24 protein-coding genes and 1 tRNA gene are annotated in these 26461 nt (G+C 62.4%); 4 read left to right on the top strand and 21 right to left on the bottom strand.

What is annotated here, in order from left to right; genetic code table 11:
• Positions 1-6: 6 nt before the first annotated feature.
• The 15 genes from ACODSR_RS00655 to ACODSR_RS00585 form a co-directional block, all read right to left on the bottom strand.
• The gene (locus tag ACODSR_RS00655) at positions 7-936 is read right to left on the bottom strand and encodes an alpha/beta hydrolase (RefSeq protein ID WP_489072751.1); all 930 of its coding nucleotides are present in this window, start codon (positions 934-936) and stop codon (positions 7-9) included.
• A complete protein-coding gene (locus tag ACODSR_RS00650; protein WP_489072749.1) occupies positions 933-1361 on the bottom strand; it encodes a hypothetical protein in 429 nt (142 codons plus the stop codon). Before ACODSR_RS00650 ends, ACODSR_RS00655 begins: the two co-directional genes overlap by 4 nt.
• Positions 1362-2678 carry a family 1 glycosylhydrolase gene (locus ACODSR_RS00645; RefSeq protein WP_489073144.1) on the bottom strand — a complete coding sequence of 439 codons (1317 nt, stop codon included), beginning with the start codon at positions 2676-2678 and terminating at the stop codon, positions 1362-1364.
• A gap of 16 nt (positions 2679-2694) precedes the next feature.
• The gene (locus ACODSR_RS00640; protein ID WP_489073142.1) at positions 2695-3516 is read right to left on the bottom strand and encodes an alpha/beta hydrolase; all 822 of its coding nucleotides are present in this window, start codon (positions 3514-3516) and stop codon (positions 2695-2697) included.
• Positions 3517-3639: 123 nt separating this feature from the next.
• Positions 3640-5994 carry a TonB-dependent receptor gene (locus ACODSR_RS00635; protein WP_489072747.1) on the bottom strand — a complete coding sequence of 785 codons (2355 nt, stop codon included), beginning with the start codon at positions 5992-5994 and terminating at the stop codon, positions 3640-3642.
• A gap of 42 nt (positions 5995-6036) precedes the next feature.
• Positions 6037-6867, bottom strand: a complete 831-nt coding sequence (locus tag ACODSR_RS00630; protein ID WP_489072745.1) for a fumarylacetoacetate hydrolase family protein — start codon at positions 6865-6867, stop codon at positions 6037-6039.
• On the bottom strand, positions 6867-7775 hold the full coding sequence (locus ACODSR_RS00625) for a VOC family protein (protein WP_489072743.1): 909 nt from the start codon (positions 7773-7775) through the stop codon (positions 6867-6869). Before ACODSR_RS00625 ends, ACODSR_RS00630 begins: the two co-directional genes overlap by 1 nt.
• Positions 7772-8203: a GlcG/HbpS family heme-binding protein gene (locus ACODSR_RS00620; RefSeq protein ID WP_489072741.1), complete on the bottom strand. Its 432-nt coding sequence runs from the start codon at positions 8201-8203 to the stop codon at positions 7772-7774. The genes ACODSR_RS00625 and ACODSR_RS00620 overlap by 4 nt, the downstream gene beginning before the upstream one ends.
• On the bottom strand, positions 8200-9702 hold the full coding sequence (locus ACODSR_RS00615; RefSeq protein WP_489072739.1) for a bifunctional 3-(3-hydroxy-phenyl)propionate/3-hydroxycinnamic acid hydroxylase: 1503 nt from the start codon (positions 9700-9702) through the stop codon (positions 8200-8202). The genes ACODSR_RS00620 and ACODSR_RS00615 overlap by 4 nt, the downstream gene beginning before the upstream one ends.
• Before the next feature lie 22 nt (positions 9703-9724).
• The gene (locus tag ACODSR_RS00610; protein WP_489072738.1) at positions 9725-10960 is read right to left on the bottom strand and encodes an amidohydrolase family protein; all 1236 of its coding nucleotides are present in this window, start codon (positions 10958-10960) and stop codon (positions 9725-9727) included.
• A gap of 83 nt (positions 10961-11043) precedes the next feature.
• On the bottom strand, positions 11044-11940 hold the full coding sequence (locus ACODSR_RS00605) for a LysR family transcriptional regulator (RefSeq protein WP_489072736.1): 897 nt from the start codon (positions 11938-11940) through the stop codon (positions 11044-11046).
• Entirely contained in the window at positions 11937-12923 is a 987-nt protein-coding gene (locus ACODSR_RS00600) for a threonine ammonia-lyase (RefSeq protein ID WP_489072734.1), read from the bottom strand. The genes ACODSR_RS00605 and ACODSR_RS00600 overlap by 4 nt, the downstream gene beginning before the upstream one ends.
• A 138-nt stretch (positions 12924-13061) precedes the next feature.
• Positions 13062-13137: transfer RNA gene (locus ACODSR_RS00595), tRNA-Ala, on the bottom strand.
• An 84-nt stretch (positions 13138-13221) separates the two neighbouring features.
• Complete coding sequence (locus ACODSR_RS00590; protein ID WP_489072732.1) at positions 13222-13674, bottom strand: MaoC family dehydratase; 453 nt, start codon at positions 13672-13674, stop codon at positions 13222-13224.
• A gap of 238 nt (positions 13675-13912) precedes the next feature.
• Positions 13913-15757, bottom strand: coding sequence for an acetyl/propionyl/methylcrotonyl-CoA carboxylase subunit alpha (locus ACODSR_RS00585; protein ID WP_489072730.1), 1845 nt, complete (start codon positions 15755-15757; stop codon positions 13913-13915).
• A gap of 67 nt (positions 15758-15824) precedes the next feature.
• On the opposite strand from ACODSR_RS00585, the gene ACODSR_RS00580 reads away from it, so the two are divergent.
• A complete protein-coding gene (locus ACODSR_RS00580) occupies positions 15825-16142 on the top strand; it encodes a GIY-YIG nuclease family protein (protein ID WP_489072728.1) in 318 nt (105 codons plus the stop codon).
• Between the two features lie 142 nt (positions 16143-16284).
• On the opposite strand, the gene ACODSR_RS00575 is transcribed toward ACODSR_RS00580, so the two are convergent.
• The gene (locus ACODSR_RS00575) at positions 16285-17886 is read right to left on the bottom strand and encodes a carboxyl transferase domain-containing protein (RefSeq protein ID WP_489072726.1); all 1602 of its coding nucleotides are present in this window, start codon (positions 17884-17886) and stop codon (positions 16285-16287) included.
• 203 nt (positions 17887-18089) lie between these two features.
• Here ACODSR_RS00575 and ACODSR_RS00570 point away from each other — a divergent pair, with 203 nt between their 5' ends.
• On the top strand, positions 18090-18428 hold the full coding sequence (locus ACODSR_RS00570; RefSeq protein ID WP_489072724.1) for a DMT family protein: 339 nt from the start codon (positions 18090-18092) through the stop codon (positions 18426-18428).
• 122 nt (positions 18429-18550) lie between these two features.
• Here ACODSR_RS00570 and ACODSR_RS00565 read toward each other — a convergent pair whose 3' ends face one another.
• Positions 18551-19696 (bottom strand): isovaleryl-CoA dehydrogenase, encoded by a 1146-nt coding sequence (locus ACODSR_RS00565; protein WP_489072722.1) that lies wholly within the window; start codon positions 19694-19696, stop codon positions 18551-18553.
• Positions 19697-19782: 86 nt separating this feature from the next.
• Here ACODSR_RS00565 and ACODSR_RS00560 point away from each other — a divergent pair, with 86 nt between their 5' ends.
• Entirely contained in the window at positions 19783-20673 is an 891-nt protein-coding gene (locus ACODSR_RS00560) for a LysR family transcriptional regulator (RefSeq protein WP_489072720.1), read from the top strand.
• An 86-nt stretch (positions 20674-20759) separates the two neighbouring features.
• Entirely contained in the window at positions 20760-23207 is a 2448-nt protein-coding gene (locus tag ACODSR_RS00555; RefSeq protein WP_489072718.1) for a TonB-dependent receptor, read from the top strand.
• A gap of 353 nt (positions 23208-23560) precedes the next feature.
• On the opposite strand, the gene ACODSR_RS00550 is transcribed toward ACODSR_RS00555, so the two are convergent.
• The 4 genes from ACODSR_RS00550 to ACODSR_RS00535 all read right to left on the bottom strand — a co-directional run bounded on the left by ACODSR_RS00550 (position 23561) and on the right by ACODSR_RS00535 (position 26413).
• Positions 23561-23785: a hypothetical protein gene (locus ACODSR_RS00550; protein ID WP_489073140.1), complete on the bottom strand. Its 225-nt coding sequence runs from the start codon at positions 23783-23785 to the stop codon at positions 23561-23563.
• 125 nt (positions 23786-23910) lie between these two features.
• Entirely contained in the window at positions 23911-24813 is a 903-nt protein-coding gene (locus ACODSR_RS00545) for a NaeI family type II restriction endonuclease (RefSeq protein WP_489072716.1), read from the bottom strand.
• Between the two features lie 58 nt (positions 24814-24871).
• Positions 24872-25900, bottom strand: coding sequence for a DNA cytosine methyltransferase (locus tag ACODSR_RS00540; RefSeq protein WP_489072714.1), 1029 nt, complete (start codon positions 25898-25900; stop codon positions 24872-24874).
• Between the two features lie 102 nt (positions 25901-26002).
• Positions 26003-26413, bottom strand: coding sequence for a hypothetical protein (locus ACODSR_RS00535; protein ID WP_489072712.1), 411 nt, complete (start codon positions 26411-26413; stop codon positions 26003-26005).
• Between the last annotated feature and the right edge of the window lie 48 nt (positions 26414-26461).

The raw sequence follows: 26461 nt of genomic DNA, 5'->3' as shown, positions 1-26461 counted from the left end.
CCTGGATTATGGACGCTTGGACAGAAGGCCGCGCGCCTCCATCCAGGCGAAAAATTGGGGCATAAGGCCCATGGTCGTGGTGCCGGGCTTGCCCGCGCCAAAGCCATGGTCGCCGCGTTCATAGGCGTGGAGTTCGACCGGACGGCCCGCCTTGCGCCAGCCTTCCACAATGGCGAAACCCTGGCCCTTGAACAGGCCATCATCCATCGCGATCGCATTGAACATTGGTGGTGCGTCGGCGGGGACGGCTACGTCGGTCATCGGCCCGTAAATGTAGCCGATAAAGGCGGGCCTTTGATCGCCCTTGCCCTCAAGCGTGGCGTTAAGCGTCGTCATTGCGCCTGCCGAAAAGCCGATCATGCCGGTCCGGGCGGGATCGATGCCCCAGGTCGCCGCGCGACTGCGCACGATCTCCAGCGCCTTGAGCGCGTCCTGCGTCGCGCGCGGTTCTTCGATTGTGCGGACAGCACCGGGCTTGGCCGCGTCGGCGAACCGTGCGCCCATCGCGCCCAGAAACGCCTTGTCGTCGCGTGGCGTTGGGTTCAGCCGATATTTAAGGACAAAGGCTGCGACGCCATGGTCAGCCAGCCAGCGCGCGACATCGGCGCCCTCGCTCGTCATCGAAAGCGACATGAAGGCACCACCCGGCGCAACGATCACGGCGGCGCCGGTCGCCTTGGCCGGATCGGGCAAATAGGGGGTGATGGTGGGTCGCACGACATTGCGGACCATGATGTTGTCCATTGCATTGGTGCCGATCGTCACCTGCATATGCGACCATTGCTCGTCCTGCCCCGCTGCGGCAGCTGGCTGGTCGGGATAAAGGGCGATCGCCTTGCTGTGGTCGGGTGCAGCTATGCTCTCCATCCGCACATTGGACTGGGCAAAAGCAGGTGTAGCGACGGCCAGCGTCAGGGCCAGGGGAAGCAATTTCATCGGGTCATCCTCTGCAATGTCAGGCTGGTTATAAGTGCGCCGAGCGACCCGCCATAGGTCAGCTTCGTGGCGAGTGCAGCGTGCCAGCCGATCGGAGAAAAAGCGCCTCTGCCCATCAGAAAAGCGATCAGTCCACCCATCGCTGCCCCCGCCATCGCGAAGCCAGTGGCACGCAGCACAATTGGTCTCAGCCCGATAGCCATGGCAAGGCGCTTGCGGGCGATCAACGCAGGAACCAGCGCGCTCATCAGCGACACCGCGATGCTTTGCGGCACGAAGTCGAACGCCAACGCATCGGGCATAGCCCAGGACAAGGAACGTCCATCCAACCCGAACACTGCCAGGAAACAGGCAAGGCTCAGCGCCGCATTGATGGCAAAGCTGATCCCCGCCTCACGCGGGATCGACAGGACAGGCGCACGCATTTAGACCGCGTTGCGGCGCGCGATCGCGCCATAGACCGCCGCGCTTGGCTTGGCCGTCCGGGCAAAGGTCAGCGGATCGACGCTGTGCAGGCCGAACTTGACCTTATAGCCGAAAATCCACTCGAAATTGTCGAGCAGCGACCAGTGGCAATAACCCTGCACCGGCACGCCATCATCGATCACTTTTTTAAGGTCAGCCAGCGCTGCCGGAATGAAGCTTTGGCGGATGCTGTCGTCGGTGGTGCCAACGCCATGTTCCGACACCAAAATCGATACGCCCGTGGCTTCATGGGCATAACGCACTGCGCCCGCCAGCGAAGGCGCCCACACTTCGGTGCCGCCCCAGTTGACGATCGATCCCTTGGGCGCGGGCAGACGGCCCTTGTCGGTCCACAGCGCGCGTTCGTAATTCTGGACGCCCATGAAATCGTCGGCCTTGGCGACGTCCAGCCATGCGCCATAAAGTTCCTGCCGCATCGCGTCGCGCAGGCTGTTCCTGCCCACCGCCTGATCGTCCATCATCGCCAGCGAAAAGCCGACAGGCAGGTCCGACCGCACCGCCTTGATTGCAGCTTTCCCTGCTTTGTGCGCGGCAAGCAGCCCCTTTTGCAGCGCAGGCAGATCGTCGACCCCCGCAACATTGGCGGACAGGAATTTCGGCACGCCCAGGCGCTTGGCCGCGGTTTCCAGCGTCAGTTTCTGAATTTCCCAAACCTGTGGCGGCAGCATGGGTTTGAGCAGCAACAGGATATTGGGTTCGTTAAAGGTGATGACGCTGTGGATGCCAGCGCCCAGCGCCCGCATCGCCCGGTCGCAATAGCGCGCGAACAGGTCCGCGCTTTCCGGGTTGGTCCAGCCACCCTGCGCACTGAACCAGCGCGGCGCGGTGAAATGGCTCATCGTCACCACCGGGGCGAGGCCACGTGCGCGGCAACCCTCGATCAGCGCCCGATAATGGTCCAGCATCGCCTGGCTGAACAAGCCCTTCTCCGGCTCGATGCGCGCCCATTCGATGCCGAAACGATAGCAGTTGAGACCCATGGTCTTGACGATGTCGAGATCAGTTTCCCACAGCGCAAAGCTGTTGCAGGCGTCGCGCGAGGGTTCGGCAAATATGGTGGGCTGCTGATTTTCGAGAAACCATAAATCGCTGGCGACATTATTGCCCTCAATCTGGTGCGGCGCAGTCGCCACGCCCCATAGAAAGCCTTTGGGAAAAGCCGGGTTCGCCGCCGCCTTGCGCGCACCGATCGCGGGCGCTGCCATTGTGCCAGCAACCGCCATTCCAGCTGCCAGCATCGTCCTGCGGTCCAACATCATATCGCCTCCAACTTCATTGGCTTATGTCGCGCACGAAGGCGCATATCTCGTCGGCCAGCCGCCGGTCGGCGGTGCCCAGATGCATCGGCATCGTGTAATGATTGTGGCCGGTCATGATGACCGAGCGCGGCATCGCGCCGTGACGGGCCAGCCGGTCCTGCATCAGCCCCAGAAATTCAGCCTGAAAGCGCGGCGGATCATATTGCGCACAGGCGACCAGCAGCGGCAATGTGGTGGCGGCAACCGCCTCCATCGGCATCCGCTCTGGATAGAGCGCCGCGTCGCCATAATAGAGCAAATCCCGCTCATCCAGCGGGGTGTAGCCATAGAGGCCCGACAGCAGCACCGCGCCGCAAATGTCCGCGTCGCCCGTCAGCTTGAGATAGCCCGCAACATGCACGGCTCCCGCCGATGTGCCAGCCAGCACGATCCGGTCAGCATCGCCGCCATGCTGCGCAACATTCGCCTTGAGCCATGCGACGACCGCCGCAACATCCTGCGACCCGGCAGGCCACATATGATCGGGTGCGAGCCGGTAGTTGATGACCACGCCGACAAAGCCCGCCTGCGCCGCCATCCGCCCGACATTGGCACTGGGCCAGGCATCCGCCCCGCCCTTGTCGCCTTTCAGAAACCCACCACCATGGACAAAGACAAGCACCGGAGCGGGGCCGGTCGCGTCCAGCGGTGCGTAGATATCCAGCCGGTGCCGATCATGCGGGCCATAGGCAATGTCGTGGTGCGTCACCGGCACGGCGGCCTGAATGGCGGACTGTTCCGTATCGAACAGCGCACGGCATTGCGTCAGAATGTCGGGACCAAGGCCTGTCCCCATAGCAGCGACCGCGTCTCTGATGTCGATGGGTTGCACGCAGCTTCATCCTCTTGCCCAAACCGCTTTTGCGGCCATTCATGCGAAGGGGTCGTCGTCCATGCCGGACGACGACCCGCTCATGCTTTAGAAACGGCCTTCGAGCGATACGCCGAAGGTACGCTCGGCTTCGCGCGTCCGCCAGTTCACATAGCCACCGTCGGAGAAGGGCAGGCCCAGTATCGCCGAGTTAAAGTCGGTGTCGAACAGGTTGCGAACGAACGCACCGATCCGCCATGCACCATCCGCATCGCCCAGACCGACATTGAGGTTCACCACCTCATAGGCGGGCTGCAACGTGTTCTTGTCGGCCACCGCATTCTGCGTCTTGCTGCGGAACGAGATGTTGGCCGATGCATCGAAGGTCAGCGTGTCGGTGATCGGGCGTTCCCAGTTGGCACCCATGACGACGCTGATCTTGGGCGAACCGGGCAGGACGTTGCCCGCCGCCTGATAAAGCGGTGTCGCTGCGGTCGAACCGGGCGCGGTACATTGCGTCGCTGCATTACCCGCGCGCACGATCACGCCCGGACAGGCCGTGATGTAATCGGTAAACTTCGCGTCCGAATAGGTGAGCGAGGTGTTGAAGCTGAAGCCCTGGCCCGGACGCACCACCGCCTCGACCTCAAAGCCTTTCACTTCCGCGCCACCGGCGTTTTCGGTCAGGAATTCCTGACCATCGAACACGGACGTCTGAAGATCCTTATATTTGTCCCAGAACGCATTGAGGTTCAGCGTCAGGGTGCGGTTCAGGAACTGCATCTTGGCACCCGCCGTAATGTCGTTCACCGTCTGCGGCGCGACCGAGCTGCGCGTGCCGGACAGCCCGGAGAAAGTGACGGTAGGGCCGAGATAACCACGGGCATAGGTCGCGTAGAACAGCAGGTCGCGGTCAGGCTTATATTCCAGACCTGCACGGCCGGAAATATCCGTCTTTTTCGCAACACCAGTCTGGAGCGCGCGTGCCGTGTAAGGCAAAGTGCCAGACGGGGTGAAGCCGTTGGACGGCATCGGCGGCACGAACGGTGCAAGGGCCGGATCGGCGTAGGAGAAGTTGCTGGCCTTGACCTTGTCACGGGTTAGGCGACCGCCGCCGATCAGGCTGAGCGTGTCGGTGATGTGATATTTGCCATCGAAGAACAGCGCGGCGCTGTCCGATGTCGTGCGCGTAACGTTATAGCCGCCGGTGATAGAGATGGTCGGGAATGCCGAATAGGGCAAGGCCGGGCTGAGCGTGGCGCTCTGACCGCCGCCAAGGCCGGTCTTTTGCCGCGACACATACAGACCCGCAATATATTCGAGCGGCTGACCCGATGGCGACGTCAGGCGCAGTTCCTGCGAATAGAAGCGCTTGGTTTCGCCCTTCGATTTTGCGGCAAATTTGGAGTAAGGCAGGCCGTCGATCGAATAGACATAGGGGGCCTCGTTGAACTCACGATAGGCGGTGATCGACGACAGGGTAAAATCGCCCATTACCAGATCGGCCTGAAGCGACGCGCCGTAATTTTCGACGTCATAGAAACCCTGGCCGTTCTCGATCGACACATTGTTGTGAAGGCCCGGCGTCACGCCCAGTGCAGCAAGGTTGACGAAGGGCAGACCGGCAATGCCACCCGGTGCGGTCTGCGCGGCTGACAGCTTGTTGAGCGTCCAGGTCTGGCCCGGCCCCTTCTGCTTCTGGCGCGAATAGTCGCCGATCACATAGATGGACAAACCATCGGTCGGCTCGACCAGCAGCTTCGCGCGGGTGCCGTAGAAATGCTGACCGCCCCACTCTTCGTTGCGGACTGTGTTCTTGATAAAGCCATCATAGGCGCGGTCGAAAGCGTATATGTTGAGCGCTGCCTTCTGACCCAGCGGCACGTTCACGGCACCATGGATGTCGCGCTCATTCAGCGAACCGTAGGACGCGAAAGCACTGCCGCCAAATTGGCCGAGTTCCGGCCGCTTGGTCGTGATGTTGATGACACCCGACGAGGCGTTCTTGCCGAACTGGGTACCCTGCGGACCTTTCAACACTTCGATCCGCTCCAGATCGCCGAGGCTGTTTACCGGGCTACCGAAGCCGACAACGACGTTATCGACGACCAGACCGACCGGCGCTTCGGATGCGCTGGTGAAACCGCCCAGTGTGCCAACACCGCGGACGCGAAAGCCAGCATCGTTAGGCGTCGTGCCGAACTGCACGCCGGAAAATGTGTAGGCGATATTGGTCAGATCCTTGAACCCGGTCGCGGCCAACTGATCGGCACCAATCGCAGATACGGCGAGCGGCACATCCTGCAAGCGTTCGGCGCGGCGGGTGGCGGTGACGACGATGTCGACGCCGTTAGCGGTTTCAGCTGCCGCCTGCGGCGCACCATCCTGCGCCATGGCCGGTGCAGCCAGAGCAAAGACACTCGCGCTGGCGAGCGCCGCGATCGAAATAGTCAGTTTACGCATGGTAACTCCTCCCCTTCTTTTAATTGGGTCGTCCGTAGATATTCAGGCTTCGTCGATGATGCGGTGGGTCAGCGTGCCGATGGTGCCGATGTCGACCTCCACCTTGTCCCCGGCCTTCATGTAGAGCGGCGGGGTGCGCTTATCGCCGACACCGCCGGGCGTACCCGTGGCGATGACATCGCCGGGGCTGAGCGGGGTGAAGGTGGAAATATATTCGATGACCGTGGGGACATCCCAGATCATGTCGCTGACCGGCTGGTCCTGCACAATGTCGCCGTTCAACCGGGTCTGGACACGCAGCGCGCCCAGATCGGCAATCTCGTCCGGCGTCACCAGCGCCGGGCCAAAGCCGCCGGTGCCGGGGAAGGTCTTGCCCGGTGTGAACTGGATATTGTGGCGCTGCCAATCGCGGGCGGACCCGTCGTTGAACGCACTATAACCTGCCACATAGGCTATGGCGTCAGCAGCGGCGACCTTGTGGCAGGGCTTGCCGATCACGACCGCAAGCTCACCTTCATAATCGAAACGCTCGGTCACGGCGGGTTTCACCATCGGCTGGCCATCGGCAACCAGGCTGTCGGCATAACGCACGAAAATGGCGGGATGCGCCTTCTGCTCACGACCGGTTTCCTTGACATGCTCGGCATAGTTGAGGCCGACGCACAGGATTTTGGCGGGATCGGGTATGACCGGCAGCAGCACGACATCGGCAGCGGCAAAGGACGCGCCATCGGCCAGCGCAGCAAGGCTGCCGTCGGTCAGTGCGGCCTTCAGGCTCGGCACGGCATTGCTCGCCAGTTCGACGATGGTTTCGCGGTCCAGACGACCGAAGCTGGCAGTACCGTCGGGGCGGCGGAAGCTGACGTAACGCATTAGATATTTCCCTCTGTCAGGACGTCCAGCGACCGGGCTTCCCAGTCGCGGCGATGGCGGAATTTTTCCTCGGCGGCGCGCAGGCCATCGAAATCCTTGTCGGACATGCCCCACTGGTCGATCCGTTTGGCAGGCCAGGTCCAGTCGTCCGGGCCGCCCACTGGATAATCGTCGGGCACCTTGTTCACGGCGGTCGAAAATTCGATGACCGGGCCAAACGGGGCAATGAAATAGGCGAACACATTGGCGCCCGGACCATGGCGACCCGGACCCCAGGCCGGGGCCATATTCTGATCACGCAGGCGACCGATGCCGCGCATCACCGCGTCCAGATCTTCCATCTCGAACGCGATATGGTTCAGGCTGGAAATGCCCGCGCGGGCAAAGGCCGTCGAATGGTGCGAGTCATTGCAGCGCACGAACACCATGCCTTTGGTCCGGTCGGACACGCGGAAGCCCAGCGCATCCTCGACCAGATGGCCGGTCATTTCAGCGTCGATGCTGTTGAACACCACATGGGTCAGCTTGACCGGCAGATCATGCCCTTCGATCGGGGCGACTTCCTGCGCATCGACCAGAAAGCGCAGCAATTCACCCTCGGCCAGTTCGACGATGATGCCATGGCCGCCGCCCGGATCTTGGGACACGACCGGCGCGGCGTTCAGACCTGCTGCGGTCACCGATCGCTTGAGATGATCCAGCCGATCGGCGGTGCAGACGAAAGTCGTCGAGCGCACATAGCAGTCCGCCGATTCCTCCAGCGCGATCAGATAGGGAAAGCTGCCCGACCCGCGCAGATAGTGGGTTTCGCCTTCGACTGTCGCAGGCGCCATGCCCCAGATGTCGGTCAGGAAGGCTGCCGCATGTGCCGCGCCGGGCAGCAACAATTCGATGCTGCGCAACTTCATTTTGCGTCTCCATGGGTCAGACCAGCGGCCAATATGCCCGCAATGCAGCAAGCCTCATCGCAATCGCCGGTGTCGCCGCTGATCCCGACGGCGCCAATCACCGCACCTTCCAACTCACGGATCAGGACGCCGCCGGGTGACAGAGCAAGCTGACCGCCCGTGACGGCCACCACGCTCTGAAAGAAGGCCGGATTGTTGGCAGCACGCCCGGCAATGACGCGGGTGTCCGCGCCCATCCCCAGCGCGCCCGTGGCCTTGGCCCTGGCAATGTCGAAGCGGAACAGGCTGGCACCATCTTCCCGTGCGAAGGCGACGGGATGTGCGCCCGCGTCAAGCACGACGACGGCAAGCGCCGGTGGATTGTCGCCGCGCGGTTGCGCCAAAGCCGTGTCGATAATCGTCCGTGCCTGGGCAAGGGTCAACGTCATGCCGCAATCTCCTGAGCAACGGCTCCGGCGATCAGCGCATCGCGCAGCGCGATCAGGTCCGCCGGTTCGCCGGTGCCGAAAACATAATGGTCGGGACGCAGCAGCAGCGCGTTCGCGCCCCTCGCGTCGAGCCAGGCGGCGATCGCGCCGCCATCGTCCAGCCTGTCGAGCGCGACCACGGTCAAATCGCCGGGCGCCGGGACGGCGTGGCGTGCGAACAACCGCCAGCCATGGCCGGTCACATCGTCCAGCAATTGGTCGCCAACGCGCGGCTGGATGAAGCGTTCGCCAGCGCCCGGCGTGCCGAGCGCCACGATGCCAGCCGAAATGGCGGGGATCAGGTCGGCAGCCGTGCCTTGCTGCGTCACTTTGGCCGCTTCGCGCATCTCGGCGTCACGGGCAGCGGCGGCCTGCGGGTCCAGCACGCAGATGTAACGGCCAGCACCTACAGCGGCAGAAATCACGGCGCGAACATGGGGGTCACGTTCGGGCTGATAGGTGTCGAGCAGCGCATCGGGCGCGTTGCCCTTGACCACCGCCGCCAGCTTCCAGGCCAGATTGGCGACATCGCGCAGGCCGTGGCACATGCCCTGCCCGAAAAAGGGCGGCGTCTGGTGCGCAGCGTCGCCAGCCAGAAAGACACCGCCCTGCCGCCACTGTTCGGCGACCAGGCCATGAAAGCGATAGGTCGCCGCGCGCACCACTTTGTGCGGCACCCCGGAGAGGTAGGGCGCAACCAGGGCAGCGACATTTTGCGGTTCCATCATCGCCCGGTCATCTTCACCCGGCAGCAACATGAATTCCCAGCGGCGGTGATTGCCACGCCCCGGCACGATCGTTGCCGGGCGCTTGGGGTCGCACATCATCACCGACAATTTTTGCAGGTCGGCGGCTTCAGGCACGCCCCACAGGTCAGGAAAGCGGACAGGGCCATCGACTTCGGCATCGACCACCAGCCAGGGTTCCTCGAAGTCCAGATCGTCGAGCGCGATCCCTAGCGCCTTGCGCACGGCGCTACGCGACCCGTCGCAGGCGATGACATAGCGCGCCCGCGCAGTGTCTCCGCCCGACAGGTGCAGGGTTACGCCATCGGCATCCTGCGCCAATCCTTCAAACCCGACACCAAGCTGGACAGCCACATTTCTATGGGCCGCCAGCGCGTCGCGCAGATGCTGTTCCAGTTCGGGCTGGTAGAAGAAATAGTCGTTGGACCAGCTGAACGGGCGTGCCAGGCCAACCGTCCCCATATATCGAATGACGCCGTGGTCCGCGCCGACATGCAGATGTCCCTCAGTATCGCGCATGTCGCCCGCGACCCGGTCAATGACACAAGCCGACTGGAACAGGCGCATCATCTCATGATCCAGATGCACCGCGCGGGGCAGCGGATAGGGGTTGGCTTCCTTCTCGATCACCAGGACCGACAGGCCGCTTTTGCCCAGTAAATTGGCCGCAAAGGCCCCTACCGGCCCGCAGCCGATAATCGCAACATCGAACATGATCGTCTTTCTTGGGGCCCTATCAGGCCGTTACCGGCTGGGGCGCGGGGGCTTTGTGCAATTTACCGCCCTGCATGATCATCTTGAGGCGGCTGGCATCTTGCAGAATGGTGACGTCCTGCGTCGGATCACCATCCACCAGCAATAGGTCGGCGAGATAACCGGCCTTCACCTGGCCCACATCCAGCCCCATCAGCTGCCCGCCCAGCATCGTCGCAGCGCTCAGCGCCTCTGCCGGGGTGAAGCCGAAGCGGGTCACGAAATGTTCAAGGTCGCGGGCGTTGCGGCCATTGGGGTTGAACGGAAAGCCATAGTCCCCGCCGATCAACACACGCACGCCGCGACGCTTGAGTTCTGGCACCAGCTTCGCCTCCAACTCCAGCCGCTGTGCCGCGCTGGCCTTCATCGACGCCATGTTGATATGGGGCGGCGGGGTCGCCTCCAGCGCGGCGACGGACACGCCGGGACCGGGGGCGTAGAAAATCTGGTCCTTGTGCGCGACCATGGCGTCGATCGCGGCTTCATCAGCGAAGGAGCAATGGTAGAGAATCCTTGCCCCTGCTTCGAGCGCCAGTTGGATGGCGCGGGGCGAGTAAGCGTGGGTGGCGATCCACAGGCCCGCTTGCCTCGCGGCTTCGCCCGCTGCCTGCATTTCATCGTCAGTGTAGAGGATATCGCCCGACGAACCCGGCTTCAACGCATCCTCACCCGAAATCACCAGCTTGAGCGACTGGACGCCCTGGTCCGCGCAATAGGCGACGAAGTCGCGCATCGACTGTGCGCCACGACCGTTGAACACGTCCCCGGTCTCCACCCCCTCTTCGCCTTCCGGGCTGCGTTCCAGCGTCGAGGGGACAAGGCGCGGGCCGGGGGTTTCACCCGCTGCAATGGCGCGGGCCAGTTCGGGTTCGATATGATCGCCCAGCGCGCCCGCCGAATAGGCGCTGGTAAAACCATGGTCGAGCAGCACGCGGGCATTGCGCCATGCCGCGACCTTGAGTTCGTTGGCGGGCAGGATGAACTGGTGGTAGATTTTTTCGACCGAGCTGCCCCAGGTCAGGTGAGTGTGGGCATCAACCATGCCCGGCATCAGCGTGCCGCCCTGCCCGTCGATCACCTTGTCGACAGTGAGCTGCACAATGTCAGCGTCGTCGCGCAGCACCGCGGCGATGCGGTCGCCGTCGATCAGGACCGCGCCGGGCGCGGGGGCGCTGCCGGTGCCGTCGAATATGCTGATGTTGCGGATCAGTTGCCGCACGGCGCGCTCTCCCGAAAGCCTCTCTGTTGGCGTTTCTTATGACGCGATTTGATCCACAAGAAAAATAATGATTTTTGGCAATGTCATAGCTTGGAGCTATGGATAAGCACGTCGAGTAGTGCCGTGCCCAGTCGCGACAAGCGACGCCCGGCCACCTGCCGGACACCGATGGCGCGGGGAAATTGCGCTTCCTCGATCGGAATAGCGCGCAGCACCCCGATCGACAGTTCGGCAGACGCGACCTGCATGGGCAATATCGTCACGCGGCGGCTGCCCCGCACCAGCGCCTTGGTCGTAAGCAGGGAATCGCAGCGGATGATGTCCTGCGGCGCGGGTACGTTGGCAGCCATGAACAAAGCATCGATCTGCCGCCGGAATGCGCCGCGCGCTTCGGGCAGCACCCAGCGCATCGCCTTCATCTCGCGCAGCGAAACCCGCGCGGGCAGATGATCATTCTGTCGCCCGACGATCAGCGCGAAGGGATCGCGTGAGAAGGTGCGTTCCTCTATCCCCTCCGGCGGCTCCTCTATCCCCGTCGTGACGAAGGCCAGTTCAATCTCCCCCCGGTGCAGCATGGCCGCAAGATCATGGTCGGGCCGTTCCACCACATGGAGCGCAAACTGGCCGAATTGCTCCTCCAGCCGCCGGACCGCATCGGGCAACAGGCTGACCAGCGCGCCGGGCGTACCACCCACGCGCAACGGCCCGGCGACCCCCGCACTCGCCAGCTTCACCTCCGCCTCCGCATCGCGCAACAGGCTGTCGATCGATTCCGCGCGCCGCAGCAGCGCCTCTCCTTCCGGGGTCAGCAGGATGCCGCTGCGCGACCGTTCGAACAGGGACACGCCCAGCGTCTGTTCCAGCTGGGCGATGGCGTTGGATACGGACGGCTGCGATATGTTGAGCAGGCGCGCGCCACCGCTGATCGAATTGCTGCGCACAACGGCCAGGAAGGTGCGGATGGCGCGCGGGTCGATCATTGGGCGATGATCTGCGCAAACATCGCCGGATCGACATTGCTGCCCGACATGACGACGACGCTCGCCCCATCGCACGGCGGCGCAAGCCCCGCCAGCATCGCCGCCAGCGCGACGGCGCCGCCTGGCTCCACCACCAGCTTGAGCGTGGAGAAGGCAAAGCGCATCGCGTCGCGCACCTGATCGTCGCTGACGGTCAGGCCATCGGTCACCAGCGCCCGCATGATCGGCAGGGTCAGTTCGCCAGGGCTGGGCGACAGCAAAGCGTCGCAGATCGATCTTGCGCCGGGGGCAACCTGTTCGCGCTCGCCGCTGCGCAGCGACCGGGCGGTGTCGTCAAAGTCGCTTGGTTCGACGCTGTAGATCGCGGTGTCGGGTGACCGCGCTTTCACCGCCGTTGCGATCCCGGCGGTCAGCCCGCCACCGCCGCAGCAGACGAGTATCTGCCCGACCGATGCGCCTGCGGCTTGCGCCTGCGCCATGATTTCCAGTCCCGCTGTCCCCTGCCCGGCGATAATGAAAGGATCGTCGAAGGACGGCACGATGGTCGCGCCGCGCTCGCCCGCCAATTCGGCCGCTATGGCTTCGCGGCTGTCGCGATGGCGGTCATAGGTCACGACATCAGCGCCCAGCGCGCGGGTGTTGGCCAGCTTGATCGCGGGCGCGTCAGCGGGCATCACGATGATCGCGGGGATGCCGAGCAGCCGGGCGGCGGCGGCCACGCCCTGCGCATGATTGCCCGATGACCAGGCGACGACACCCGCCGCGCGTTCCGCTGCGTTCAGCCGGGCGAGACGGTTATAGGCGCCGCGGAATTTGAACGATCCGGTATGTTGGGCGCCCTCGAACTTCAGGAAAACTCTGCGGCCAACCAAAGCGTTCAGAGCCGCATTTTCCAGCAGCGGCGTGACGATGGCGGCGGGCGTGATGATGCGGGCGGCGTCGGCTACATCGTCGGCGGTGATCGCGAAAGGCGCGTTGGACATGGACTGATCCCCCTTATTTCCGCCGGTCTAGTGCGGCAGGCCGACCGAAAGAAGAGCCATTGTGGCCTGACTGGAGCCGGGCGCGAACGGGAAAAGCCGGACTTCGCTCAAACGCGAAATCCGGCTTTTCTGGAATGATGGTGGAGCCTAGCGGGATCGAACCGCTGACCTCGTCATTGCGAACGACGCGCTCTCCCAGCTGAGCTAAGGCCCCGATGTGCGCGGCTATAGGCGAGGGAAATCGGGCTGGCAACGGTCTTTTGCGCAAAATATTGGCCATGGGCCGCCCGATCATCGCTCAGGCCGTCGCCTTCTTGAGCAGCGCCATACGCAGGCATTGGCAGGTGATTTCGTCGCGCTGATTGATCAGGCGATGGGTGAAAGTGACGATTCCAGCGTCCGGGCGGGACCGGCTTTCCTTCAGGTCCGTGACTTCGGATTCGCAGCGCATGGTGTCGCCGATGAACACCGGCTTTGGCATGACGAGCTTGTCATAACCCAGGTTCGCGACCAGCGTGCCGAGCGTCGTGTCGCCCACCGACAGGCCGATCATCAGCGCGAAGGTGAAGGTGCCGTTGACGAGAATCTGGCCGAATTCCGAGGCTTTGGCGGCTTCCGCGTCGAGGTGGAGCGGCTGGGGATTATGGGTCATCGTCGTGAAGAGGAGATTGTCCGTCTCGGTCACGGTGCGGCGGATGTCGTGGGCGATCGTGTCGCCGATGGTCCACTGGTCGAAATAACGTCCGGCCATTTTTGCCCCCTCTTGGGTCTAACTTTTCGATCTTCGCCCATGTGCGCGATGAGATTTAATCGAAAATTTAGTGATTACAGTTGGTTATAGCGGATGGAAGTTCGATAGGACAGCAGGTTCCCCGTTTTTCTGCCCAATAGAACACACAGCCCGTTCGTTTCGTGGGAAGTCGAGAAACGTCGCTCAACAGTTTCTCGACTTCGCTCGAAACGAACGGCGGGAGGGCGTGATGCGCGCCTTACCCCTCCGCCTTCTCGATCTTTGCCAGCAAGACGCCTTCGCTCACCTGTCCACCTTCGCTGGCATTGAGTTCAGCGACCGTGCCGTCGAAGGGGGCGATGAGGCTGTGTTCCATCTTCATGGCTTCCAGCGTCAGCAGTTTCTGGCCCTTGACCACCGCGTCGCCCGCCGCGACCGACACGGCAATGATGCGACCGGGCATGGGGGAGAGGATCGCGCCGTCGGAGGCTGCGCCGCCTGCGCCGCCGGTCGCGCGCCATGGGGCCAACCGCCAGACCTGACCCGCTTGTGCAATCAGCACATCCTCATGGTTGGGATCAGCCTCCCCGCCGCGTGGGTCGAAGGCGATGGTGACGGTCTCGCCGTCGAGCAAGAAGGGTGCCTCCGCCCGCACCGGCGCGTTGAGACGGAAGCCCGCCAGCACGCCGCCCGGCGTAAGCGCAGCCGCCGCGTCGGCTAGCGCTTCGGCATCGGGATGATGGGGTGGCATCAGGGCATCGCCTTCGCGCGCGATCAGCCCGGTATCGAGCCGGGCAGCGACGAAATCAGGATGCTCCAGCGCCTTGACGAGGAAACCGGCATTGGTCTTGAGCGGCCAGATGGCGGTATCGTCGAGCGCGGCGGCGAGGGTTTCGCGCGCGTCGTTGCGGGTCTCGCCATGGGCGATCATCTTGGCGATCATCGGATCGTAAAAGGGCGAAATCTCCGCCCCCTGCCCTACCCCGGTGTCGATACGACACCCTTCGCCTAGGTCGAACGTGTCGAGGCGACCGATGGAGGGCAGGAAGCCCTTGATCGGGTCTTCCGCATAAAGCCGCGCTTCCATGGCGTGGCCGTTGATGCTGAGCTGGTCCTGCGCCAGCGGCAGCGGTTCGCCCGATGCGACGCGGAGTTGCCATTCGGCCAGATCGACGCCGGTGATTTCTTCGGTCACCGGATGTTCGACCTGAAGCCGGGTGTTCATTTCCATGAACCATATCCGATCCGCGCGCAGGCCTTCCGATCCGTCGGCGATGAATTCGATCGTGCCTGCGCCGACATAATCGACCGCTTTGGCGGCGCGGACGGCGGCGGAACAGATGGCGTCGCGGGTGGCGGCGTCCATGCCGGGTGCGGGGGCTTCCTCGATCACCTTCTGGTGGCGACGCTGGAGCGAGCAGTCGCGCTCGAACAGGTGGACGACATTGCCGTGCTTGTCGCCGAACACCTGCACCTCGATATGGCGCGGGTTGGTGACCCATTTTTCGAGCAGCACATGGTCATTGCCGAAGCTCGACGCGGCTTCGCGCTGGCAAGAGGTGAGTGCGTCGGCGAAATCGGCGGGGGCATCGACCTTGCGCATACCCTTGCCGCCGCCGCCCGCGACCGCCTTGATCAGGACAGGGTAGCCGATGGCGTCAGCCTGGGCCGCGAGGAAGGCGGGCGACTGGTCCGCGCCGAGATAGCCGGGCGTGGTGGGGACGCCGGCGTCCTGCATCAGTTGCTTGGCGGCGTCCTTCAGGCCCATGGCGGTGATGGAGGAGGGGTTGGGACCGACCCAGATCAGCCCTGCGTCGATGACCGCCTGGGCGAATTCCGCATTTTCGGACAGGAAGCCGTAGCCGGGGTGGATCGCCTGCGCGCCGGTCTGGAGGGCGGCGGCGATGATGCGGTCGCCCAGCAGATAGGATTCGCGCACCGGGGACGGGCCGATATGGACGGCTTCGTCGGCGGAGCGGACGTGGAGGGCTTGGGCGTCGGCGTCCGAATAGACGGCCACCGTGCGGATGCCCATCGCGCGCGCTGTGCGGATGATGCGGCAGGCGATTTCGCCGCGATTGGCGATGAGGAGGGATTCAAGCACAGGGATCTCCCAATCCGTCATGCTGAACTTGTTTCAGCATCCATTTAGCGGCAGGCTCGGTGCTGCGATGGAAAAGCAACCGTGCGTCTATATTCTGAGTAGCGCGTCCTATGGGACGCTTTACATCGGTGTGACATCCGACCTGATCGGTCGCCTTTATCAACACCGCACCGGCAATATTCCGGGTTTCACGAGCCGGTACGATGTCCATCATCTGGTAAGGTTCGAGATGTTCGGCGATATGGAGCGGGCGATCCTGCGGGAAAAGCAGCTCAAGCGCTGGCATCGCCAATGGAAGATCAACCTGATCGAGAGCGACAATCCGCATTGGGTGGACCTTGCGCCGTCGATCGGGCTTCCGCCTTTGCGGCCTGATGGATGCTGAAACAAGTTCAGCATGACGAAAGTGCTGAGCAATTTGGTGTGCCAGAAACGAGGCTTGCGCGCCTCCACCATCCGGCTGCGCCGGACGGTCCCCCTCCCCCAGACAAGCTGGGGGAGGAATTTTAGGGGCGTACCCACCCCCATCACATCCGAAACACGCCAAATTGCGCCCTCTCGCCGACCGGCGCGTTCAGCGTCGCCGCAAAGGCCAGGCCCAGTACGTCGCGGGTTTGCGCGGGGTCGATGACGCCGTCGTCCCACAGGCGGGCGGTGGCGTAATAGGGGTTGCCTTCTTCTTCATATTTTTGGCGGACGGGGGCCTTGAAGGCTTCGGCTTCCTCTGCACTCCATTTGGCCGCGTCGCGGTGGACGGTGGCCAGCACGGACGCGGCCTGTTCGCCGCCCATCACGCTGATGCGGGCATTGGGCCAGGTGAAGAGGAAGCGGGGTTGATAGGCTCTACCGCACATGCCGTAATTGCCTGCGCCAAAGCTGCCGCCGATCAGGACGGTGATCTTGGGCACCTGCGCGGTGGCGACGGCGGTGACCAGCTTGGCACCATGCTTGGCGATCCCCTCGCCCTCATATTTGCCGCCGACCATGAAGCCGGAGATATTCTGGAGGAACAATAAGGGGATACGCCGCTGACAGGCGAGTTCGATGAAATGCGCGCCTTTCTGCGCGCTTTCGCTGAACAGGACGCCATTATTGGCGATGATGGCGACCGGCATCCCCCAGATATGGGCAAAGCCGCAGACGAGCGTGGTGCCGTAGAGCGCCTTGAATTCGTGAAATTCGCTGCCGTCCACGATCCGCGCGATGATTTCGCGCACGTCATAGGGGGCGCGGACATCGTCAGGGATGATGCCGTACAGGTCGCTAGCGTCATATTTGGGCGGGCGGGGTTCGCGCAGGTTCAGGTCCGGTTTGCGATCGGGTTGCAGGGTCGAGACGATGTCGCGCACGATGGTCAGCGCATGATCGTCGCTGTCGGCGACATGATCGACCACGCCCGACTTGCGGCCATGCAGGTCGCCGCCGCCCAGATCCTCCGCCGTGATGACTTCGCCAGTCGCGGCCTGCACCAGTGGCGGACCGGCGAGGAAGATCGTCCCCTGATTGCGGACGATGACGGTTTCGTCGGACATGGCGGGGACGTAAGCGCCGCCCGCGGTGCAGCTGCCCATGACGCAGGCGATCTGGGGGATGCCCTGAGCCGACAGGTTCGCCTGATTATAAAAGATACGGCCGAAATGGTCGCGGTCGGGAAAAACCTCCGCCTGGTTGGGCAGGTTCGCGCCGCCGCTGTCGACCAGATAGATGCAGGGCAGCCGGTTTTCGAGCGCGATTTCCTGCGCGCGCAGATGCTTTTTCACGGTGACGGGGTAGTAAGTGCCACCCTTTACCGTGGCGTCGTTGCAGCCGATCATGACCTGACGACCCGCGACGCGGCCTATCCCCGCGATCAGGCCCGCGCCGGGGACTTCATCGCCATAAAGGCCATTGGCGGCAAGCTGGCCGATTTCGAGGAAAGGCGAGCCGGGGTCGAGCAGACGCTCGACGCGGTCGCGGGGCAGGAGTTTGCCGCGTGCGGTGTGCTTGTCGCGGGCGCTGGCGGAGCCGCCTGCCGCTGCGGTAGCGACCTTGGCGCGCAAGTCTTCGGCCAGCGCGCGGTTGTGCGCGGCGTTGTTGCGGAAGGCTTCGCTGTCTGGGAAGACTTTGGTGTCGAGGATCGGCGCACTCATCTCAAATCCTCCCCTTTAAGGGGAGGTGGCGCGCCGAAGGCGTGACGGAGGGGTGTCGAGCCATCGAGAGGGTTACACCCCTCCGTCTGGCCTGCGGCCAGCCACATCCCCTGCAAGGGGAGGATGCCGATGAGGCGTGCACCCTTGCGCTCCCGCGCCCGGTGGTGCCACATCTGTGCGCCCTGCCCTGTTCGAGGCCGCTCATGCCCACCATCGCTCTCCTTGTCATTTCAAACCTCTTCATGACCGTCGCCTGGTACTGGCATTTGAAAGGTGGGATGACCAAGCCGTTGGTGCTGGTCATCCTGATCAGCTGGGGCATCGCGCTGGTCGAATATTGTTTTGCCGTGCCCGCCAATCGCATCGGCTTTGCCCATGGCTGGTCGGCGGGGCAACTCAAAGTCGCACAGGAGGCCATCGCCCTGGTGATCTTCGGCGGGTTCATGGTCGTGGTGCTGGGCGAACCGCTGCAATGGCGCCATTTCGCTGCCTTTGCCTGCATCATGGCGGGAGTGGCGTTCCTGTTCGTGGGTAAGGCCTGATCCGTCAAACCAACCTCCGTTCGCTTCGAGCGAAGTCGAGAAGCCGTTATCGCTGTGCTGGGGTTTCTCGACTTCGCTCGAAACGAACGGACGAGATTGTCACAGCCTAACTCGACCATATTCTATGCCCCGACCAGTTCCCGGCCGATCAACATGCGGCGGATTTCATTGGTGCCTGCGCCAATGTCGAGCAGCTTGGCGTCGCGCATGAAGCGTTCGACCGGCCAGCCCCTGGTATAGCCCGCGCCGCCCAGCGCCTGCACCGCTTCGAGCGCGACCTTCACCGCATTTTCGCTGGCCAGCAGGATCGCGCCCGCCGCGTCGTAGCGGGTGGTGCGCCCCGCGTCACATGCCTTGGCGACGGCATAGACGTAAGCGCGCGCGCTGTTGAGGGCGACATACATATCGGCAATCTTAGCCTGCATCAGCTGGAATGCGCCGATCGGTTTGCCGAATTGCTGGCGTTCGCGGACATAGGGTAGCACGACGTCGAGGCAGGCCTGCATGATGCCAAGCTGGATGCCCGCCAGCACGGTGCGTTCATAGTCGAGGCCCGACATCAAAACGCCCGCGCCGCCATTGAGCGGACCCATGATATTGGCTTCCGGCACTTCGCAATCGTCGAACACCAGTTCGGCGGTGGGCGATCCGCGCATCCCGACCTTGTCGATCTTTTGCCCGATCGAAAAGCCCGGCATGGATTTTTCGATGAGGAAGGTGGTGATCCCCTTGGACCCGTCCCCGGTGCGGGCATAGACGACCAGAGTGTCGGCTTCCGACGCATTGGTGATCCAGTATTTGGTGCCGTTCAGGATATAGTGGTCGCCCTTTTTGTCGGCGCGCAGCTTCATCGCCATGACGTCCGACCCGGCCCCCGCTTCCGACATGGCGAGGCTGCCGACATGCTCACCGGAAATGAGTTTGGGGAGGTAGCGCGCCTTCTGTTCGGCATTGCCCCAGCGGCGGATCTGGTTGACGCAGAGGTTGGAATGGGCGCCATAGCTCAAACCTATGGAGGCGGACGCGCGGGCGACTTCCTCCTGCGCGACGACATGCTCCAGATAGCCAAGGCCCAGGCCACCGTCCGCCTCATCGACGGTGATGCCGTGCAGGCCAAGTTCGCCCATTTCGGGCCACAGCGTGCGGGGGAACCAGTCCTCCGCGTCGATCCGCCCAGCCAGCGGGGCGATGCGGTCATCGGCGAAGCGGCGGGTGGTGTCGCGGATCATGTCCGCAGTCTCGCCCAGGGCAAAATCGAAATCGGTCATTGGCATCTCTCCATTGTCCCCATCCTAGCGGTTGGCAGCCCAAGAGAAAAATTGAAAGGGCGCGGCATAGTGTATAGTTTCTATCTATGATCGAACGCTATTTGCTGCGCTATTTCCTGGCCGTGGTCGACCAGGGCAATTTTTCCCGTGCGGCGGCGCATTGCCATGTGTCGCAGCCGACCCTATCAGTGGGCATCGCCAAGCTGGAGCAGACGGTCGGCGCGCCGCTCTTCCTGCGCAGCAACCAGCGGGTCGAGCTGACCGGCGCGGGGGCGCGGCTGCTGGGCCATGCGCGGCGGATCGAGCGGGAATTCAACCTGGCCGAGCAGGCAGGCGCGCGATCGGCACGGGGCGCGCCGCTGCGCATCGGCCTGCTGACCAGCATTCCCGGCGCGCTGGTAGCGCAGGCAGTGGCGGGTTGCGCGCCCAGCGATGCGCAGGCGCTGGAGCTGGTGCCGGGAACCGAGCGCGAGTTGCTGGCGCGGCTGGACGCGGAGCGGATCGACGTGGCGCTGACCCTGGTGCGCGATGGGACGGATCGCTATGCGGTGCGCCCGATCGCGGAGGAAGGCTATGGCCTGGCCCTGCCCGCCAGCCATGCACTGGCCGGGCGGGCCATGATCGCGGCGGAGGAGCTGGCGGGCGAGGTGATGATCGTGCGCCGCCATTGCGAGGCGCTGTCGGCGACCAGCCGCTATTTCGTCGATCGCGGCGTGCGCCCGCATTTCGCCTTTCGCGCGACCAATGACGAGCGGGTGATGCAGATGGTCGCGGCGGGGCTGGGCGTGACGGTGATGCCGATGGGCTATGGCTGGCCGGGCATGGCGCGCGCGGCGCTCAAGGATTTTGGCGCGCGGCGCACGATCGGCCTGTTGTTCAGCCCGCGTGCGCAAGGGTTGAGCCAGGCAATGCCGCCGATCCTGACGGCGCTGGAGGCGATAGTGGCCAATAAGCCACATGATCCTAAAGACAGGTGATGGGGCCGATTGTGCGCACCAACACACCGTGATAATTGTATTCCCAGGACACAATTTCACGATGTCCGGTTCCAGGGAGAGACGCTTTGAAAGCATCCATCAATGCGCGCGCCATGTGCGCCTTGTTCGCATCGGTTTCCAGCATTGGGCTGAGCCCCCTTGTTCAGGCGCAGACCGACGGCATGGACATCATCGTCACCGCGCAGAAACGCAGCCAATCCTTGCAGGACGTCAGCGTCGCGGTGTCGGCGGTCAGCGGGGATCAGCTGGCCAATGCCGGGGTCAGCAATTTGCAGGACATCCAGCAGCTGGTGCCATCGGTCACCTTCGGCAATGATTTCAACCAGGCCAAAGTGTTCATTCGCGGCGTGGGGGCCAATACCTCCACGACCGGGTCCAGCACTGGCGTCGCGCTGCATGTCGATGGCGCCTATGTCGCCCGTGCCGAAGCGCAACTGACGTCCCTGTTCGATCTGGAGCGGGTCGAAGTGCTGCGCGGGCCGCAGGGCAGCCTCTATGGCCGCAACGCGGTTGGCGGTTCGATCAACCTGATCACCGCCAAGCCGACTGCTGAATTCGCAGGCTACGCCCGCATCGGCTATGGCAATTATAATGCCATGACCGCCGAAGCCGCGGTCGGTGGCCCGATCGTCGATGCCATCCGCTTTCGTCTGGCGGGCAAGGTCGAGGCGCGCGATGGCTATGGCGGCAACCCGTTCAAGGGCGGCAGCGATGTCGATGACCTGTTCCGTTACATGGTGCGTGGGCAGGTCCATCTGATCGCGTCGGACAAGGTGGATTTCCTGCTGTCGGGCGAATATTTCCGTCAGAATGACAATAGCGGCGCGGTCCATTATCGCGGCCCCGCCTTTCCCGGCGTCGCCCGGCTGGCCCCGACCGGCACCGGCGGCTTTGCCACCAACCCGCGCGATCTGGGCAGCGACGAGCCGCCCTCGGTCGATACCACAAGCTATTCGGTCACCGGCACGCTCAATATCGAGCTGAGCGACGCTTTCAGCATTGGCAACATCACCAATTATCGCGATTTCAAGACGCAGCTCATACAGGATCTCGACGGGTCGGCGCTGGTCGCCACCCTGCCCAATTCGACGTCGATCCAGACCCGGACGATCGATGCGCAGCAGTTCAGCAACGAGCTGCAATTCAAATATGACAGCGCCATCGTGAAGGGCGTCGTCGGCCTCTATTATTTCCATGAGCGGCAGCGGCCGCGCGATCAGGTTGGCCTGAGTTCGACCAACGACCTGGCGTCCAACATCACCGTATTGGCGACGCGGCCGACCTTCGTCGACAATGTCGCAGCGCCCGTAGGATCGGTGACGCTGGCCGAAGCGCTGGCGATGTGCAACTTCCCCGCCGGAACGTCGCCCAACCGCGTCTGCCTGAAATCCAGCCTTGGCACCCGCGCCTATGCCGCGTTCGGGCAGCTGAATTTCGACATGGGCGAGGCGTTTGGCCTCAATGGCGTGTCGCTGAAACTGGGCGGGCGCTACAGCCATGAGAAGGTGGACAGCGCCAACCCGTCGATCATCCTGACCGCCAACGGCAATCCCGCCGTGGCGCAGGTGCGCAAGACGACGGTTGCAGGCACTTACCGCGAAAAGACGTTCAAGGATTTCACCCCGGAAATCGGCCTGCAATGGCAGCCCAACCGCGACCTGCTGCTCTATTATACCTATTCGGAAGGCTTCAAGGCTGGTTCGGGCGAGAATGCGGCGGGCAGCACCACGATCGTGCGGCCGGAAAAGATGAAGAACCACGAACTGGGCATCAAGGCGGAATTGCTCGACCGGCGCTTGCAGATCAATCTGGCGGCCTATCATTACAAGCTGGACGATTTGCAGATCAACAAGACGATCGGCGGCGGCCCCGCGGGCTTTACCACCATCTTTGAAAATGCGGCCAAGACGTCAGCCACCGGTGTCGAGGCGGACCTGATGGCCCGTCCGGTCGATGGCGTGCGCCTGCGCGGATCCGTGTCCTACACCGACAGCAAATATGACGACTTCATCACCGTCGATCCGCTGAACCCGGTCAACGTCGCACAGGCGGGGCAGCCCGCCTATAACCCCGTCACCAATTCCGACCCGACGGCCTTTGGCGCGCCATGTGGCCCCGGCGCGCTCAACGCCAATGCACCGTGCAACATCCAGCTGGCGGGCAACCCCACGCGCAATTCGCCGACATGGGCCTATAGCGCGGGGATTGAGGTGGACCTGCCGGTCCTGACCGAGACCGGCACGCTGACGCTGAGCGGGGACTTGTCGGGCAAGAGCAATGTCTATTTCACCGAGTTCAAGCGGCTGGTGGAAGGCACGCGGGCCTATACGATGTTCGACGCATCCCTGCGCTGGATCGACCGGACGGACACGGTGACGGCGTCGCTGTGGATCAAGAATATCAACAACACGCTGCGCGAAAGCAGCACCTTTGCGATCTCCACCGGCCGCATCATCGGCGTCACCTACCTGCCGCCGCGCACCTATGGCGTGACTTTGGGCTACAAATTCTGACCACGCAGCCTGCGCCGGGGCGAAATGCTCCGGCGCGGGTGAGCATATGAAGCGATGAATTTCGGAAAAGCCGGCAGTCAGGGCCGGAAAATGGTGCCGCTTACAGGACTCGAACCTGTGACCCCCGCATTACGAAGGCCTTGGAAGCAATCCCCGAAAAGCGAAGTTTTTAGCCAGTTCTGGGGCAAAGCGGGAAGGTATTTCCGCCCTCACCCACGCCAGACCCAAACGCAGGAGAAGTCCGGTTTGCGCGGTTTCCTTTTAAAGGCACTTTGGTAGGAAGCGATTTCAAATCCGACCTGCGCTATACCCGGATGAGTTGCGCGATCGTCGCTGTCCATGCGGTGGGTGAACTATTTAATCGCATCGGGATGTTGTCGAGGCGTTCCGTCAAAGCAATCACCACGGGAACAACCGCGATGCCGCGTGAAATGCTCCATATGTGCTTTCATGCCGTTTGTGCCTGCAGAATGCGCTCTGACCTGCCCATGGCACTCAGGGCATCGCTTCGTTCTTCCACGCGGCATCTTTAGCGCTAATGCAATGTCGATACCGGTCCAAGCACCGTGGGCAAGCACTTCGCAAGCCGTCTCGATATTTCTTAGGTTGTCCAATGCTAACGCCCTATCTGATGCCAGATCTCAAAATATCAGCAAATTGCGCAATCTGTCCAGGTACTTGGTGCCATTCATCATAAGAGACGTTATCGCACCTTCGGCCGGTTGACACCATGCTCCGCTGCGATGACCCACTCCGCTTCGGTTTTGGGTGCGTAGGAAATATACTCACCCCGGCGACAGGAAGGCAGGCCCAGCGCGTCAATCAGCGCAGGATGCTTCGTGCCGGTTAGTAGCAGAATTCCTTGCTCCAGCAGCGTGTCCCTGCTTCCACGGCCATTATCTGATCGCGTGCGGCGGGTAAAATCCTTTTGCCTTGCGGTTGCGTCGATAACATCGCGAGAAATCGGCCTCCCCTGCACCTCTTCAAAAAGTGCCGACACACGTTCGTTGCCAGAGCGTGCAGATGTGATGCGTTCAATTGCTGCCTTCTCGACTGTGCGCCAAAAATTTGGCGGATACGGGTGATCGCAAAGCAACCACATGATGTTGCTGAAACCTTCCGTGCTGATCCCCCGCTTGGCATCACGATTTCCCGCTCCACCATGCATAACCTCAGTTCGAATGATGATCAGCCCCATGTAACAGAGGGAACGCTCTTCATCCGCCGCAATGACGAGACAAGGATGCCCGTAGGCCTCCGGGGGGATAGTCCAATTGTCGCCTGTCGTGAACTTGATGTCCACGTCATGGCCGAGAATGACGGTATCTAGAATACCTTTTTCGAGGCGAAGAAACTTACGAATGACGATCTCGACATGAGTGCCGATGAAAGTCTTTTCGACCTTCTCCAACTCGTTGAAATCGCGACGCCCCGTGCGCGGTGTGTTGATGAGCGAGTCGATGCACTCCCGAAGCATGATTGGAATCTCAGCTTTCAGAGAGGCTTGCCCGCCCGCCCGGATTTCGATTTCATCGGCAAGGCTGTTTAGCAGAGCATAATCAGGATGCCCTGGAACGACTGCAGATGCCGGAATCTTCTTGCGCAAAACCACCCCCAACGAAACTGTTAGGGGTGGCTATCACATCGTTAGAAACTGTTGAAGGTCATGCACGTCGCTTAACGGATGAGGGGTTCGCAAGGGCCGCAACTACCTTCTCCCCGACAGCTTGGGCAACAGGAGGCGGAAAGGCATTTCCAACCTGCCGGTAGGCGGCCGTTTTGCGCCCAACGAACTTCCAGTCGTTCGGGAAACCTTGCAGCTTTGCGGCCATTGGAACCGTAAGACGCGGCATACCAACGAAATCACGCTCAGGCGCTGCATCAGCCAGTGACATTCCGTTAACTCCCAAGGTAGCCCACGCAGCTTTTGCACGGGTCGGCCCCAAGTCGGGACCACCATGCTTCTTAGAACCGCCCACTAACGTAGGCGCGATTTCGTCAGCATGATCGCGCCACTTCTTTGCCCCACGCCAACCGCTGGCAGCCATCTGATCGTAAAGGCATTGGCCGACCGTAGGAGGATTGCGGCCATCCCCTTCCGGCCATGCAAAAGCATCAACATACTCAGAGCGCAGCGCAACGATGACAACGCGCGGGCGCAACTGAGAAACACCGAAATCGGAGGCATTGAGCAGTCGCCAATCCGTTTCGTATCCCAACTTTTTCAGCTGCTTCTTCAACCCTTCCCGATAGTCATGAAATACGGCGCTAAGAAACCCTCGCACATTCTCGATCATGACAGCACGCGGTCGAGTTGCGTCGATTATGTCCAGAGCATCAGGAAATAGGTTGCGCTCGTCTCGCTCACCAAGTTGTTTGCCAGCCAAAGAAAATGGCGGGCACGGCACCCCGCCTGCGATGAGATCCACACCCCTGAAATCGGATGCTCGCTCCTTGAAAACTCTCAGGTCGTCTTCAATAACATTCCAATGGGGTCGATTTTCGCGAAGTGTGTCACAGCAACTAGAATCAATTTCGACCAACGCTTCATGCTCAAAACCTGCCTTTTCGAGACCCAGCGCTTGTCCTCCGGCACCAGCGCACAATTCCAGCGAAGTGAGCATAATTGTCCCTTGATTCATGGTTTGTTCCGACTGGATATTGCGGACTTGATTGACCGATGCAATAGGCAAATCAGCATCGGTTTGCCACCTAGCTCACCTGCCACGAAAAAATAAAACCAAAGGCCTCACCCATGCACTGGCCACGATGCCCGCCTAGGATGGGGATCGAGTTTACATGATGGCCGAGACCAGCCAAACGGGTGCATACAGTTCGACCATCGCGTCCTTCAACGCAATGTTGACCCGTTCCATGTCCTTGCTCTCTCCGGTCACGATGATTTCTGCCGTCAAATTGTATCGGCTTTCATAAATCCGCCGCCCCATCGGATGATCGCGGCTGCTGGAGCTTGGCCGGACGTAATCGCTGAACTTCTTCAAAAAACCGCGCTGGTTATCGGACGCACGCGCGATCGCCACAACCTCTCCGTGTAGGCAAAAGCGCACGATACCGCGTCCTCGTCGCAGTTCAGGCGTATCAGCCGTCCGCCAGTATGGCACCAGTTGCCAGCGTTTATCCCATTCCGCAACGGTGCGAACACCGATAACGCGCGTCCAAATTCCCTCGTCAACTATGTCGTTCATGATGATCTCCAAAAAATAGTGAGGCGTCGTCCGGTCCCGCCCGCGTAC

This window comes from Sphingobium sp. FG125 (genome assembly GCF_057809795.1).
Note: the sequence above shows the minus strand (reverse complement) of the source record. Positions and strands in the feature narration are given on the sequence as shown.

Bases quoted from the DNA above. Each gene is read 5' to 3' on its own strand.
- ACODSR_RS00650 (WP_489072749.1), bottom strand. From the start codon at position 1,361: ATGCGTGCGCCTGTCCTGTCGATCCCGCGTGAGGCGGGGATCAGCTTT.
- ACODSR_RS00575 (WP_489072726.1), bottom strand. From the start codon at position 17,886: ATGAGTGCGCCGATCCTCGACACCAAAGTCTTCCCAGACAGCGAAGCC.
- ACODSR_RS00535 (WP_489072712.1), bottom strand. From the start codon at position 26,413: ATGAACGACATAGTTGACGAGGGAATTTGGACGCGCGTTATCGGTGTT.
- ACODSR_RS00605 (WP_489072736.1), bottom strand. From the start codon at position 11,940: ATGATCGACCCGCGCGCCATCCGCACCTTCCTGGCCGTTGTGCGCAGC.
- ACODSR_RS00590 (WP_489072732.1), bottom strand. From the start codon at position 13,674: ATGGCCGGACGTTATTTCGACCAGTGGACCATCGGCGACACGATCGCC.
- ACODSR_RS00635 (WP_489072747.1), bottom strand. From the start codon at position 5,994: ATGCGTAAACTGACTATTTCGATCGCGGCGCTCGCCAGCGCGAGTGTC.
- ACODSR_RS00620 (WP_489072741.1), bottom strand. From the start codon at position 8,203: ATGACGTTGACCCTTGCCCAGGCACGGACGATTATCGACACGGCTTTG.
- ACODSR_RS00625 (WP_489072743.1), bottom strand. From the start codon at position 7,775: ATGAAGTTGCGCAGCATCGAATTGTTGCTGCCCGGCGCGGCACATGCG.
- ACODSR_RS00655 (WP_489072751.1), bottom strand. From the start codon at position 936: ATGAAATTGCTTCCCCTGGCCCTGACGCTGGCCGTCGCTACACCTGCT.
- ACODSR_RS00630 (WP_489072745.1), bottom strand. From the start codon at position 6,867: ATGCGTTACGTCAGCTTCCGCCGCCCCGACGGTACTGCCAGCTTCGGT.
- ACODSR_RS00600 (WP_489072734.1), bottom strand. From the start codon at position 12,923: ATGTCCAACGCGCCTTTCGCGATCACCGCCGACGATGTAGCCGACGCC.
- ACODSR_RS00570 (WP_489072724.1), top strand. From the start codon at position 18,090: ATGCCCACCATCGCTCTCCTTGTCATTTCAAACCTCTTCATGACCGTC.
- ACODSR_RS00640 (WP_489073142.1), bottom strand. From the start codon at position 3,516: ATGGGGACAGGCCTTGGTCCCGACATTCTGACGCAATGCCGTGCGCTG.
- ACODSR_RS00565 (WP_489072722.1), bottom strand. From the start codon at position 19,696: ATGACCGATTTCGATTTTGCCCTGGGCGAGACTGCGGACATGATCCGC.
- ACODSR_RS00560 (WP_489072720.1), top strand. From the start codon at position 19,783: ATGATCGAACGCTATTTGCTGCGCTATTTCCTGGCCGTGGTCGACCAG.
- ACODSR_RS00580 (WP_489072728.1), top strand. From the start codon at position 15,825: ATGGAAAAGCAACCGTGCGTCTATATTCTGAGTAGCGCGTCCTATGGG.
- ACODSR_RS00645 (WP_489073144.1), bottom strand. From the start codon at position 2,678: ATGTTGGACCGCAGGACGATGCTGGCAGCTGGAATGGCGGTTGCTGGC.
- ACODSR_RS00615 (WP_489072739.1), bottom strand. From the start codon at position 9,702: ATGTTCGATGTTGCGATTATCGGCTGCGGGCCGGTAGGGGCCTTTGCG.